Below are 13052 nucleotides of genomic sequence, written 5' to 3' on the forward strand. Positions count from 1 at the left end.
AACCCTCTCCCCAGAGGGGCGAGGGGACTGATTGTGCTTGATGTTGAGTTTTGCGACATCTCTGGCATGTCACAAATACAGCGCCGGAAATATCAATCGACTTACCCCGCGCTCCCGTAACGCACCAGCCAACTGCTCAACGTCTTCCGGTGTGGCGCTCGCCCAGCTTTGCGCTTCGCCATATACGCCGTGGGCATGAAACGCGTTCAAGCGTACCGGAACATCGCCAAGTCCCTTGATAAACGCCGCCAGTTCTTCAATGTGTTGCAAATAATCCACCTGATTGGGGATTACCAGTAAACGCAGTTCTGCCAGCTTGCCGCGCTCTGCAAGCAAACTGATGCTGCGCTTAATCTGTTGATTATCGCGTCCGGTTAACTGTTGATGACATTCGCTCCCCCACGCTTTGAGATCGAGCATTGCGCCGTCGCACACCGGAAGCAATTTTTCCCAGCCGGTTTCGCTCAACATGCCGTTGCTGTCCACCAGACAGGTGAGATGGCGCAATTGTGGATCATTTTTGATAGCAGTAAACAGCGCCACCACAAACGGCAGTTGGGTCGTGGCTTCGCCACCGCTCACCGTTATCCCTTCAATAAACAACACCGCTTTGCGGATATGACTAAGCACCTCGTCCACGCTCATGGTTTGCGCCATCGGCGTGGCATTCTGCGGGCACATCTTCAGGCAGGTATCGCACTGCTCGCAGACTGCAACGTTCCACACCACTTTGCTGTCAACAATCTGCAACGCCTGATGCGGACACTGTGGCACGCATTCCGCGCAATTATTACAGCGTCCCATCGTCCACGGATTGTGACAGTTTTTGCAGCGCAGATTGCAGCCTTGTAAAAACAGAGCCAGACGACTGCCTGGCCCGTCAACGCAGGAGAAGGGGATAATCTTACTGACTAAAGCGCATCTGCTGTTCATGGCTTATCACGCGCGGCTGGCGTTCCAGAATACGAGTGTTACGTGCAGCTTCTTCGCCCAGCCATGTTGTGTTGGTACGTGAACCTTCGGCACGATATTTTTCTAAATCCGACAAACGCACCATATAACCGGTAACGCGAACCAGATCGTTACCGCTGACATTGGCGGTAAATTCACGCATTCCGGCTTTAAAGGCACCGAGGCAAAGCTGTACCAGCGCCTGTGGATTACGCTTGATGGTTTCGTCGAGCGTCAGAATGTCGCTGATCCCAGAGTAATAATATGCATGATGCGGGGCGACGGTTTGCAGATGGGTGATTGGATCTGGCTCATCGCCATACGGCAATCGCGCCCCCGGCGTGGTGCCGATATCGGAACTGATCCCCGACTGTGCGTGTAACATGGCGCGTTTTTGCCAGCCATATTTCACGGGAGTATTGGCGACAAACTCCGCCAGTTGCACGCTGATGCGATAACCGACTTCATTTGCGGCGGCTTCTTTACCGTAGCGCGCGGCAATCCCTTCTTTCTCGCACAGCAAGTTAACCGCTTCCGCCAGCCCGTACATGCCAAACATCGGCACAAAACGTTCAGGATCAATCAACCCTTCTTTGACCAGGAAGCTATTCTCAAAGAAGTGTGATTGTTGATAGAGAAATTCACATCGCGCATCGATGATGGCGATCTGCTGCTGGCAGTAGTGCGGTAGAGTGCGCGTAAAGAAGTCATCCAGCGATTCACTGCGCTCTGCAATGGCTTTCAGGTTAAGGCGTACTAGCGTGCTGCCACCACCAGCCAGCGGCAGTGAGTTGTAACAGCTCACGATCCCGTAGCCCCCTTTTGTGAAAATTTTATCATGCACCGGACCGTTGGCGATGTGCGGTTTGCTACATTCACAAATGTTTTTTGCCACTTCCAGCAGCAGATCATCAGGGGTGATTTCAGGATCGTAGATAAAGGTCAGATTTGGAGAAACCTGCTTCAGCTCAGCATCTGCGCGTAAAATTGCACGGGCGATGGGGGAATCGGACGGGCCGATATTGGCATGCATAAAAGCGTCTGGCAGGGTTCTGTCGAGATAACGCCAGAAACGTTTTATTCGAATATCGATTTCGTCTTGTGTTAGAATTTTAACATACGGTTGCAACAACGCATCCAGTTGCCCCAGGTAGACCGGCATTGATGTGACTGACGGGACATGGTGATAAAGAATGGTCAGCAGGGAGAGCGCATCATCAAGATCTTTCGCGCCTTCCAGCTCCAGCCATTCAGAACCGTTCGCCAGAAAACGGGCGTAATCGGGTAAGACATAGCGCGGTTTGTACGGCGCATGACCTTCAAACATATCGCAGATTACGCCTTCATCCAGCGCGCGGCGGGCTTCGGCAGGAAGCTGTGGGTAAGGCAGATTGTTTTCTGCTTCCAGCGCCAGAAAATGGCGCTTCTGCTCCGGGCTAAGTACCGGACTGGTGACAATTTGCTGGCAACGTTGTTGCAGTGCCATTTCATGAGAAGTGGGCATCTTCTTTTCCTTTTATGCCGAAGGTGATGCGCCATTGTAAGAGGTTTCGTGATGTTCACTTTGATCCTGATGCGTTTGCCACCACTGGCGCATTCATTTGAAAGTGAATTATTTGATCCAGATCGCATTACCATAATGCAAATTTGTAAGTAGATTTTCTTAATTGTGATGTATATCGAAGTGTGTTGCGGAGTCGATGTTAGAATACTAACAAACTCGCAAGGTGAATTTTATTGGCGACAAGCCAGGAGAATGAAATGACTGATCTGAAAGCAAGCAGCCTGCGTGCACTGAAATTGATGGACCTGACCACTCTGAATGACGACGACACTGACGAGAAAGTGATCGCCCTGTGTCATCAGGCTAAAACTCCGGTCGGCAATACCGCCGCTATCTGTATCTATCCTCGCTTTATCCCGATTGCTCGCAAGACTCTGAAAGAGCAGGGCACCCCGGAAATCCGTATTGCTACGGTAACTAACTTCCCACACGGTAACGATGACATTGACATCGCACTGGCAGAAACCCGTGCGGCAATCGCCTACGGTGCCGATGAAGTTGACGTGGTGTTCCCGTACCGTGCGCTGATGGCGGGTAACGAGCAGGTTGGTTTTGACCTGGTGAAAGCCTGTAAAGAGGCTTGTGCAGCGGCGAATGTGCTGCTGAAAGTGATCATCGAAACCGGTGAACTGAAAGACGAAGCCCTGATCCGCAAAGCATCTGAAATCTCCATCAAAGCGGGCGCTGACTTTATCAAAACCTCTACCGGTAAAGTCGCGGTGAATGCGACGCCTGAAAGCGCGCGCATCATGATGGAAGTCATCCGCGACATGGGCGTAGAAAAAACCGTTGGTTTCAAACCGGCGGGTGGCGTGCGTACTGCGGAAGATGCTCAGAAATATCTCGCGATTGCAGATGAACTGTTCGGTGCTGACTGGGCAGATGCACGCCACTATCGCTTTGGCGCTTCCAGCCTGCTGGCAAGCCTGCTGAAAGCTCTGGGCCACGGCGACGGTAAGAGCGCCAGCAGCTACTAAGCTGCCTTTTGCCAGAGGGCGGATGCCGGATGCTACGGGTCGGGTGCCCCTGTAGGCCTGATAAGACGCATCAGCGTTGCATCAGGCTGTCAGCAGTGATGCCGGATGCGGCGCGAACGCCTTATCCGGCCTACGGGGCGAGTGCCGTGTAGGCATGATAAGAAGCGGTCAGCATCAGGCAATAACAACATCCGCCATCTGGCAACAACGCCTTCAAACTTATTCCACGGGAGGTTACCTTGTTTCTCGCACAAGAAATTATTCGTAAAAAACGTGATGGTCATGCGCTGAGCGATGAAGAAATTCGTTTCTTTATCAACGGCATTCGCGACAATACTATCTCCGAAGGGCAAATTGCCGCCCTCGCGATGACCATTTTCTTCCACGATATGACAATGCCGGAGCGTGTCTCGCTGACGATGGCGATGCGAGATTCAGGAACCGTTCTCGACTGGAAAAGCCTGCATCTGAATGGCCCGATTGTTGATAAACACTCCACCGGCGGCGTCGGCGATGTGACTTCGCTGATGTTAGGGCCAATGGTCGCTGCCTGCGGTGGTTACATTCCAATGATCTCCGGTCGCGGCCTCGGTCATACTGGCGGTACGCTCGACAAACTGGAATCAATCCCTGGTTTCGATATCTTCCCGGATGACAACCGTTTCCGCGAAATTATTAAAGACGTCGGCGTGGCGATTATCGGCCAGACCAGCTCACTGGCTCCGGCGGATAAACGTTTCTACGCAACCCGTGATATCACCGCAACCGTGGACTCCATCCCGCTGATCACTGCCTCTATTCTGGCTAAGAAACTGGCGGAAGGGCTGGATGCGTTGGTGATGGACGTGAAAGTCGGTAGCGGCGCGTTTATGCCGACCTACGAACTCTCTGAAGCCCTTGCCGAAGCGATTGTTGGCGTGGCAAATGGCGCTGGCGTGCGCACCACTGCGCTGCTCACCGACATGAATCAGGTGTTGGCCTCCAGTGCCGGTAACGCGGTTGAAGTGCGTGAAGCGGTGCAGTTCCTGACTGGTGAATACCGTAACCCGCGTCTGTTTGATGTCACAATGGCACTGTGCGTGGAGATGCTTATCTCCGGCAAACTGGCGAAAGATGACGCTGAAGCGCGCGCGAAATTGCAGGCGGTGCTGGACAACGGTAAAGCGGCAGAAGTCTTTGGTCGTATGGTGGCGGCACAAAAAGGCCCAACCGACTTCGTTGAGAACTACGCGAAGTATCTGCCGACAGCGATGCTGACGAAAGCAGTCTATGCTGATACCGAAGGTTTTGTCAGTGAAATGGATACCCGCGCGCTGGGGATGGCAGTGGTTGCAATGGGCGGCGGTCGCCGTCAGGCATCTGACACCATCGATTACAGCGTCGGCTTTACTGATATGGCGCGTCTGGGCGACCAGGTAGACGGTCAGCGTCCGCTGGCAGTTGTCCACGCGAAAGACGAAAACAGCTGGCAGGAAGCGGCGAAAGCGGTGAAAGCGGCAATTAAACTTGCCGATAAAGCACCAGAAAGCACACCAACCGTCTATCGTCGTATCAGTGAATAATTGTATACTGATCTGATCATTTAAATTTGAAGCACTGAGTACGGAGAACATATGAAACGTGCATTTATTATGGTGCTGGACTCATTCGGCATCGGCGCTACAGAAGATGCAGAACGCTTTGGTGACGTCGGGGCTGACACCCTGGGTCATATCGCAGAAGCTTGTGCTAAAGGCGAAGCTGATAATGGTCGTAAAGGGCCACTGAATCTGCCAAATCTGACCCGTCTGGGGCTGGCGAAAGCACACGAAGGTTCTACCGGTTTCATTCCGGCAGGAATGGACGGCAACGCTGAAGTTATCGGCGCGTACGCATGGGCGCACGAAATGTCATCCGGTAAAGATACCCCGTCTGGTCACTGGGAAATCGCCGGTGTACCGGTTCTGTTTGAGTGGGGATACTTCTCCGATCATGAAAACAGCTTCCCGCAAGAACTGCTGGATAAACTGGTCGAACGCGCTAATCTGCCGGGTTACCTGGGTAACTGCCACTCTTCCGGTACGGTCATCCTGGATCAACTGGGCGAAGAGCACATGAAAACCGGCAAGCCGATTTTCTATACCTCCGCTGACTCCGTGTTCCAGATTGCCTGCCATGAAGAAACCTTTGGCCTGGATAAACTTTACGAACTGTGCGAAATCGCCCGTGAAGAGCTGACCAACGGCGGCTACAACATCGGTCGCGTTATCGCCCGTCCGTTTATCGGCGACAAAGCCGGTAACTTCCAGCGTACCGGCAACCGTCACGATCTGGCTGTTGAGCCGCCAGCACCAACCGTGCTGCAGAAACTGGTTGATGAAAAACACGGTCAGGTGGTTTCTGTCGGTAAAATTGCAGACATCTACGCCAACTGCGGTATCACCAAGAAAGTGAAAGCGACCGGCCTGGACGCGCTGTTTGACGCCACCATCAAAGAGATGAAAGAAGCGGGTGATAACACCATCGTCTTCACTAACTTTGTTGACTTCGACTCTTCCTGGGGTCACCGTCGCGACGTCGCAGGTTATGCTGCGGGTCTGGAACTGTTCGACCGCCGTCTGCCGGAGCTGATGTCTTTGCTGCGCGATGACGACATCCTGATCCTCACTGCTGACCACGGTTGTGATCCGACTTGGACCGGTACTGACCACACGCGTGAACACATTCCGGTACTGGTTTACGGCCCGAAAGTAAAACCGGGTTCATTGGGTCACCGTGAAACCTTCGCGGATATCGGCCAGACTCTGGCAAAATATTTTGGTACTTCTGATATGGAATATGGCAAAGCCATGTTCTGATAATGGGTGCGGCTTGATGCCCTCACCCCGGCCCTCTCCCACAGGGAGAGGGTGAAAACATGTTGATAAGGATAAAACAATGGCTACCCCACACATTAATGCAGAAATGGGCGATTTCGCTGACGTAGTTTTGATGCCAGGCGACCCGCTGCGTGCGAAGTATATTGCTGAAACTTTCCTTGAAGATGCCCGTGAAGTGAACAACGTTCGCGGTATGCTGGGCTTCACCGGTACTTACAAAGGCCGCAAAATTTCCGTAATGGGTCACGGTATGGGTATCCCGTCCTGCTCCATCTACACCAAAGAACTGATCACCGATTTCGGCGTGAAGAAAATTATCCGCGTAGGCTCCTGTGGCGCTGTTCTGCCACACGTAAAACTGCGCGACGTCGTTATCGGTATGGGTGCCTGCACCGATTCCAAAGTTAACCGCATCCGTTTTAAAGACCATGACTTTGCCGCTATCGCTGACTTTGACATGGTGCGTAACGCGGTAGACGCGGCTAAAGCTCTGGGCGTGGATGCGCGCGTTGGTAACCTGTTCTCCGCTGACCTGTTCTACTCTCCGGACGGCGAAATGTTCGACGTGATGGAAAAATACGGCATCCTTGGCGTAGAAATGGAAGCGGCTGGTATCTACGGCGTAGCAGCAGAATTTGGCGCGAAAGCCCTGGCTATTTGCACCGTGTCTGACCACATCCGCACTCACGAGCAGACCACTGCTGAAGAGCGTCAGACCACCTTTAACGACATGATCAAAATCGCACTGGAATCCGTTCTGCTGGGCGATAAAGAGTAATTGTTTTTCGCTGAAAGGCGATTGTCGTGTTAAGCCGGAGCGGGAGACTGCTCCGGCTTTTTAGTATCTATTCATTAATAGCGACTGATTTATAGATTTACTATTATTTTTCATGTGGATAGAAAATAAAATCCATTCAAGTATCTATTCATGTATGTTCAGCCGTCATCCATGAAGGGCATATCAGCAACTCTGGTGGACAACCATAAATTCCTGCCATTTTGTTTTTGATGTTTGAGCTAAGCCGCTCCGTCTTTTCTATCCGTTTTAGAGAGTTAATCGAGATACCTAACATTTTACTTAATTCAGCAAGCGATAATTTATGCATGATACGCACAGCGGCTAGCCAGGAAATACGCTGGCTGAACATTAAGTTGATAATCTCCCGTTTCTGCTTTTCCATATCGTTCATATTCGCTTCCTTTGGTATTTTACTCAGCAAGTTACCGCACAGCCCCAGCCATCCACGCTGACAATTCCCGTAGCTCTTTTTCCTGTTCAGGGAAGTCGACCAACAGAGCTTCGCACTCTTGTTGCAGCATATCCGCGCGGTACAGGCAGCCTTGCAGTCGCCCGGCGAGGGCTTCCAGCGGCGCGGGGTTGAGGCTGTCGGTAAACACCTGGGCGCGGGTGATATGGCCTTTTTCAACGTCGAAATGCAGTTCTACGCCGCCCCAGGTAAAGCGTTCATCCAGCAGATGCGAGAACGCCGGAGCCTGACCGAAGTTCCACTCCCAGCTACTCTGACGGGCAAAGGTTTCGGCGAAGTTCGGCAAGTCTGGCGTTTTGTCCGGGGAGATGATTTCCGCTTCCACGCGCTCGCCATAATGGGCGAAAAAGGCCTCGGTTATGGCCTCGCAAACCTGCTCATGGGTGATCCCCGGCAGCAGCTCGGTGAGGTTGGTCACGCGGGAACGCACTGAGGTAATGCCTTTCGCCGCCAGTTTCTTTTTATCCGGATTGAGATAGTTTGCCAGGCGGCTAAGGTCGGCATTAAGCAGCAAGGTGCCGTGGTGGAAGCCACGATCTTTGGTTTCGCGATAGGCCGAGCCTGAGACTTTGCGGTCGCCTTCGGCGGTTTTCACCACCAGATCGTTACGTCCAGACGCTTCGGCGCTGACGCCGAGCGCGTTCAGCGCATTGAGCACAATTGATGTGGAGATGGTTTTATCGTACTCCGGCTTGCCAGCCATAAAGGTAAAACAGGTATTGCCGAGATCGTGGAACACCGCGCCGCCACCGCTACTGCGCCGCGCCAGTCGGACGTTATCTTCTTCCATCCGCCGGGTATTACACTCTTTCCACGGGTTCTGTGCACGACCAATCACCACGGTGTCGGCATTGCGCCAGAGAAACAGAACGCGCTGCGTGGCGGGCATCTGGCGAAAAATACATTCCTCCACCGCCAGGTTAAACCACGGGTCGTAAGAGTCAGAGATGAGCAGGCGTAATGTGGACATAACGATTTCCTTTCTTGTAGTAATGGGTCACTCTTTTTTCTCGCCTTCTTCCTCTTCCGGCACCGGTTTGCTGGCGGTTAACAGGAAGGGAGATTGCTGCCAGCGGGTGCGCTTACCCTGCAACAACGTGCGGGTCAGCACTACGCCGATTGCCAGTGAGAGCAGCAACATCAGGCGTAAAATGTTAGTGGTGTTATCCACCTGTTGGGCTTCGGTGGCGAGCGTATGGGTGTCGAGTGTCAGGCGCAGATAGCCGAGCGGGCCGTTTTTACCCGCAATTGGCTCGACAATCTGCTGGTTAAAATAGCCGCCTGCTTTTTTACCGTCGAGCGCCAGCCGGTCGCGCACTTCGACGCTTTCGCCAGAACGTGCGATAAGATCGCCTTGTTCGTCATACACACCCGCGTCGAGGATGCGGCTTTCATCCGTTAACTGATCGAGGATCGCCTGAATGCGTTTTTCATCCGGTGAGTCGGTACGCATCAGCGGTGCAACGTTCAGCGTCACCTGACGCGCCAGGGTGCGGGCCAGTTCTTCCAGCTGTGGATTACGCTGTCGCTGGTGGTTTTGACTAAACCATGACGCCCCCTGCATCAGCGCCACTAACAAGGCGAGGCAGAACAGGACAATCACTGCCCGATGCAGCCGGAATTTCAGTTTTGTGCGAGCCATCTTCCACCCTTTGAAAATTTGAGACTTAATGTTGCCAGAAGCAATGGATACAAGGTAGCCTCATGCGTTATTTTCCCTGCTTCGAACGATTTTACAGGAGCCTTAATGCCTAACATTACCTGGTGCGACCTGCCTGAAGATGTCTCTTTATGGCCGGGTCTGCCTCTTTCATTAAGTGGTGATGAAGTGATGCCACTGGATTACCACGCAGGTCGTAGCGGCTGGCTGCTGTATGGTCGTGGGCTGGATAAACAACGTCTGACCCAATACCAGAGCAAACTGGGTGCGGCGATGGTGATTGTTGCCGCCTGGTGCGTGGAAGATTATCAGGTGATTCGTCTGGCAGGTTCACTCACCGCACGGGCTACACGCCTGGCCCACGAAGCGCAGCTGGATGTCGCGCCGCTGGGGAAAATCCCGCACCTGCGCACGCCGGGTTTGCTGGTGATGGACATGGATTCCACCGCCATCCAGATTGAATGTATTGATGAAATTGCCAAACTGGCCGGAACGGGCGAGATGGTGGCGGAAGTGACAGAACGGGCGATGCGTGGAGAACTTGATTTTACCGCCAGCCTGCGCAGTCGCGTGGCGACGCTGAAAGGCGCTGACGCGAACATTTTGCTTCAGGTACGTGAAAATCTGCCGTTGATGCCAGGCTTAACGCAGCTGGTACTCAAACTGGAAACGCTGGGCTGGAAAGTGGCGATTGCCTCCGGCGGCTTCACCTTCTTTGCCGAATACCTGCGCGACAAGCTGCGCCTGACCGCCGTGGTAGCTAATGAACTGGAGATCATGGACGGTAAATTTACCGGCAATGTGATCGGCGACATCGTAGACGCGCAGTACAAAGCTAATACCCTGACCCGACTGGCACAGGAGTATGAAATCCCGCTGGCGCAGACCGTGGCGATTGGCGATGGTGCCAACGACCTGCCGATGATCAAAGCGGCAGGGCTGGGGATTGCCTACCATGCCAAGCCAAAAGTGAATGAAAAGACGGAAGTCACCATCCGTCACGCTGACCTGATGGGGGTGTTCTGCATCCTCTCCGGCAGCCTGAATCAGAAGTAATTGCACGCCCGTCATCCTGCGGGCGGCACAGCATTAACGAGGTACACCGTGGCAAAAGCTCCAAAACGCGCCTTTGTTTGTAATGAATGCGGGGCAGATTATCCGCGCTGGCAAGGGCAGTGCAGCGCCTGTCATGCCTGGAACACCATCACCGAGGTGCGTCTTGCTGCGTCGCCAACGGTGGCGCGTAACGAGCGTCTCAGTGGCTATGCCGGTAGCGCCGGAGTGGCGAAAGTCCAGAAACTCTCCGATATCAGCCTTGAGGAATTGCCGCGTTTTTCTACCGGATTTAAAGAGTTCGACCGCGTATTAGGCGGCGGGGTGGTGCCGGGAAGCGCCATTCTGATTGGCGGTAACCCTGGTGCCGGTAAATCCACGCTGCTGCTGCAAACGCTGTGCAAACTGGCGCAGCAGATGAAAACGCTGTATGTCACTGGCGAAGAGTCGCTGCAACAGGTGGCAATGCGCGCTCATCGTCTCGGCCTGCCGACTGACAATCTCAATATGTTGTCGGAAACCAGCATCGAGCAGATCTGCCTGATTGCCGAAGAAGAGCAACCGAAGCTGATGGTAATTGACTCGATCCAGGTGATGCATATGGCGGATGTTCAGTCATCGCCTGGCAGCGTGGCGCAGGTGCGTGAAACGGCGGCTTATCTGACGCGCTTCGCCAAAACGCGCGGCGTGGCGATTGTCATGGTTGGGCACGTAACCAAAGATGGCTCGCTGGCTGGCCCGAAAGTGCTGGAACACTGTATCGACTGTTCGGTGCTTTTGGATGGCGATGCCGACTCCCGTTTTCGCACCTTACGCAGCCATAAAAACCGCTTCGGCGCGGTGAATGAGCTGGGCGTCTTTGCGATGACCGAACAGGGGCTGCGTGAAGTCAGCAATCCTTCGGCAATCTTCTTAAGCCGTGGCGATGAAGTGACCTCTGGCAGTTCAGTGATGGTGGTATGGGAAGGGACGCGCCCGCTGCTGGTGGAGATTCAGGCGCTGGTCGATCATTCGATGATGGCGAATCCGCGCCGCGTGGCGGTCGGGCTGGAACAAAACCGTCTGGCGATCCTGCTGGCGGTGCTGCACCGTCACGGCGGTCTGCAAATGGCCGATCAGGATGTCTTTGTTAACGTGGTCGGCGGTGTGAAGGTGACCGAAACCAGTGCCGATTTAGCGTTACTGCTGGCGATGGTTTCCAGCCTGCGCGACAGGCCGCTGCCGCAGGATCTGGTGGTGTTTGGCGAAGTGGGGCTGGCAGGGGAGATCCGCCCGGTGCCCAGCGGTCAGGAACGAATCTCTGAAGCGGCGAAACACGGTTTTCGCCGGGCGATTGTTCCGGCAGCCAACGTGCCGAAAAAAGCGCCGGAAGGGATGCAGATTTTTGGCGTTAAGAAACTCTCCGACGCGCTTAGCGTGTTCGACGACTTATAATGAGAGATACGGAGGGAGATATGTCGTCATTTGATTACCTGAAAACCGCTATTAAGCAACAAGGCTGCACGTTACAGCAGGTTGCTGATGCCAGCGGTATGACCAAAGGGTATTTAAGCCAGTTACTGAATGCCAAAATCAAAAGCCCCAGCGCACAAAAGCTGGAGGCGTTGCACCGTTTTTTGGGGCTTGAGTTTCCCCGACAGAAGAAAACCATTGGTGTGGTATTCGGTAAGTTCTACCCGCTGCATACCGGACATATCTACCTTATCCAGCGCGCCTGTAGCCAGGTTGACGAGCTGCATATCATTATGGGCTTTGACGATACTCGCGACCGCGCGTTATTTGAAGACAGCGCCATGTCGCAGCAGCCAACGGTGCCGGATCGTCTGCGCTGGTTATTGCAAACCTTTAAATATCAGAAAAATATCCGCATTCATGCCTTCAACGAAGAGGGCATGGAGCCGTATCCGCACGGTTGGGATGTGTGGAGCAACGGCATCAAAAAGTTTATGGCTGAAAAAGGCATTCAGCCGGATCTGATCTACACCTCGGAAGAGACCGACGCACCACAGTACCTGGAGCATCTGGGGATCGAAACGGTGCTTGTCGATCCGAAACGCACTTTTATGAGTATCAGCGGAGCGCAGATCCGCGAAAACCCGTTCCGCTACTGGGAATATATTCCCACCGAAGTGAAACCGTTCTTTGTGCGCACCGTGGCGATCCTCGGCGGCGAGTCGAGCGGTAAATCTACCCTGGTAAACAAACTCGCCAATATCTTCAACACCACCAGTGCGTGGGAGTTTGGTCGTGATTATGTCTTTTCGCACCTCGGTGGCGATGAGATCGCGTTGCAGTATTCCGACTACGATAAAATCGCGCTGGGTCACGCACAATATATTGATTTTGCAGTTAAATATGCCAATAAAGTGGCGTTTATCGACACCGATTTCGTGACCACCCAAGCGTTCTGCAAAAAGTACGAAGGGCGTGAGCATCCGTTCGTGCAGGCGCTGATTGATGAATACCGTTTCGATCTGGTGATCCTGCTGGAGAACAACACGCCGTGGGTGGCGGATGGTTTACGCAGCCTCGGTAGTTCGGTGGATCGTAAAGAGTTCCAGAATCTGCTGGTGGAGATGCTGGAAGAGAACAATATCGAATTTGTGCGGGTTGAAGAGGACGATTACGACAGCCGTTTCCTGCGCTGCGTGGAGCTGGTGCGGGAGATGATGGGGGAGCAGGGTTAAGACCCAATGCCTGATGCGACGCTGACGCGTCTTA

General features: G+C 53.6%; 12 protein-coding genes. 7 read left to right on the forward strand and 5 right to left on the reverse strand.

Annotated elements, in window-relative coordinates; translation table 11 throughout:
• Nucleotides 1-69: 69 nt before the first annotated feature.
• Both EQY_RS0118365 and EQY_RS0118370 read right to left on the reverse strand, forming a co-directional pair.
• Nucleotides 70-933, reverse strand: coding sequence for a YjjW family glycine radical enzyme activase (locus EQY_RS0118365; RefSeq protein WP_001088440.1), 864 nt, complete (start codon nt 931-933; stop codon nt 70-72).
• The gene (locus EQY_RS0118370) at nt 905-2455 is read right to left on the reverse strand and encodes a YjjI family glycine radical enzyme (protein WP_001143201.1); all 1551 of its coding nucleotides are present in this window, start codon (nt 2453-2455) and stop codon (nt 905-907) included. Before EQY_RS0118370 ends, EQY_RS0118365 begins: the two co-directional genes overlap by 29 nt.
• Before the next feature lie 257 nt (nt 2456-2712).
• Here EQY_RS0118370 and deoC point away from each other — a divergent pair, with 257 nt between their 5' ends.
• The 4 genes from deoC (at nt 2713) to deoD (ending at nt 7128) form a co-directional block, all read left to right on the forward strand.
• Nucleotides 2713-3492 carry a deoxyribose-phosphate aldolase gene (deoC, locus tag EQY_RS0118380; RefSeq protein WP_001298497.1) on the forward strand — a complete coding sequence of 260 codons (780 nt, stop codon included), beginning with the start codon at nt 2713-2715 and terminating at the stop codon, nt 3490-3492.
• A gap of 239 nt (nt 3493-3731) precedes the next feature.
• Nucleotides 3732-5054, forward strand: a complete 1323-nt coding sequence (gene deoA / locus EQY_RS0118385) for a thymidine phosphorylase (protein WP_000477816.1) — start codon at nt 3732-3734, stop codon at nt 5052-5054.
• A 51-nt stretch (nt 5055-5105) separates the two neighbouring features.
• Nucleotides 5106-6329: a phosphopentomutase gene (gene deoB, locus EQY_RS0118390; protein WP_000816471.1), complete on the forward strand. Its 1224-nt coding sequence runs from the start codon at nt 5106-5108 to the stop codon at nt 6327-6329.
• 79 nt (nt 6330-6408) lie between these two features.
• Complete coding sequence (gene deoD / locus EQY_RS0118395) at nt 6409-7128, forward strand: purine-nucleoside phosphorylase (protein WP_000224878.1); 720 nt, start codon at nt 6409-6411, stop codon at nt 7126-7128.
• 148 nt (nt 7129-7276) lie between these two features.
• Here deoD and EQY_RS0118400 read toward each other — a convergent pair whose 3' ends face one another.
• Genes EQY_RS0118400 through EQY_RS25970 form a run of 3 tightly spaced genes read right to left on the reverse strand, consistent with a single transcriptional unit; the run spans nt 7277 to nt 9260 of the window.
• Nucleotides 7277-7540 (reverse strand): helix-turn-helix domain-containing protein, encoded by a 264-nt coding sequence (locus tag EQY_RS0118400; protein WP_000999212.1) that lies wholly within the window; start codon nt 7538-7540, stop codon nt 7277-7279.
• 31 nt (nt 7541-7571) lie between these two features.
• Nucleotides 7572-8588 carry a lipoate--protein ligase gene (gene lplA / locus EQY_RS25965; RefSeq protein ID WP_000105850.1) on the reverse strand — a complete coding sequence of 339 codons (1017 nt, stop codon included), beginning with the start codon at nt 8586-8588 and terminating at the stop codon, nt 7572-7574.
• Between the two features lie 27 nt (nt 8589-8615).
• Complete coding sequence (locus EQY_RS25970) at nt 8616-9260, reverse strand: YtjB family periplasmic protein (protein ID WP_000124613.1); 645 nt, start codon at nt 9258-9260, stop codon at nt 8616-8618.
• Nucleotides 9261-9365: 105 nt separating this feature from the next.
• Here EQY_RS25970 and serB point away from each other — a divergent pair, with 105 nt between their 5' ends.
• From serB to nadR, 3 genes are read left to right on the forward strand one after another with little or no spacing between them, the layout of a single operon-like run.
• Complete coding sequence (gene serB / locus EQY_RS0118415; protein WP_001132952.1) at nt 9366-10334, forward strand: phosphoserine phosphatase; 969 nt, start codon at nt 9366-9368, stop codon at nt 10332-10334.
• 48 nt (nt 10335-10382) lie between these two features.
• Nucleotides 10383-11765 (forward strand): DNA repair protein RadA, encoded by a 1383-nt coding sequence (radA, locus tag EQY_RS0118420; protein ID WP_001029698.1) that lies wholly within the window; start codon nt 10383-10385, stop codon nt 11763-11765.
• Between the two features lie 20 nt (nt 11766-11785).
• The gene (gene nadR, locus EQY_RS0118425) at nt 11786-13018 is read left to right on the forward strand and encodes a multifunctional transcriptional regulator/nicotinamide-nucleotide adenylyltransferase/ribosylnicotinamide kinase NadR (protein ID WP_000093820.1); all 1233 of its coding nucleotides are present in this window, start codon (nt 11786-11788) and stop codon (nt 13016-13018) included.
• Nucleotides 13019-13052 lie beyond the last annotated feature (34 nt).

It is taken from the genome of Escherichia sp. TW14182 (assembly GCF_000208525.1).
GTDB lineage: Bacteria > Pseudomonadota > Gammaproteobacteria > Enterobacterales > Enterobacteriaceae > Escherichia > Escherichia ruysiae.

Bases quoted from the DNA above. Each gene is read 5' to 3' on its own strand.
- EQY_RS0118365 (WP_001088440.1), bottom strand. From the start codon at position 933: ATGAACAGCAGATGCGCTTTAGTCAGTAAGATTATCCCCTTCTCCTGC.
- EQY_RS0118370 (WP_001143201.1), bottom strand. From the start codon at position 2,455: ATGCCCACTTCTCATGAAATGGCACTGCAACAACGTTGCCAGCAAATT.
- deoC (WP_001298497.1), top strand. From the start codon at position 2,713: ATGACTGATCTGAAAGCAAGCAGCCTGCGTGCACTGAAATTGATGGAC.
- deoB (WP_000816471.1), top strand. From the start codon at position 5,106: ATGAAACGTGCATTTATTATGGTGCTGGACTCATTCGGCATCGGCGCT.
- deoD (WP_000224878.1), top strand. From the start codon at position 6,409: ATGGCTACCCCACACATTAATGCAGAAATGGGCGATTTCGCTGACGTA.
- EQY_RS0118400 (WP_000999212.1), bottom strand. From the start codon at position 7,540: ATGAACGATATGGAAAAGCAGAAACGGGAGATTATCAACTTAATGTTC.
- lplA (WP_000105850.1), bottom strand. From the start codon at position 8,588: ATGTCCACATTACGCCTGCTCATCTCTGACTCTTACGACCCGTGGTTT.
- EQY_RS25970 (WP_000124613.1), bottom strand. From the start codon at position 9,260: ATGGCTCGCACAAAACTGAAATTCCGGCTGCATCGGGCAGTGATTGTC.
- serB (WP_001132952.1), top strand. From the start codon at position 9,366: ATGCCTAACATTACCTGGTGCGACCTGCCTGAAGATGTCTCTTTATGG.
- nadR (WP_000093820.1), top strand. From the start codon at position 11,786: ATGTCGTCATTTGATTACCTGAAAACCGCTATTAAGCAACAAGGCTGC.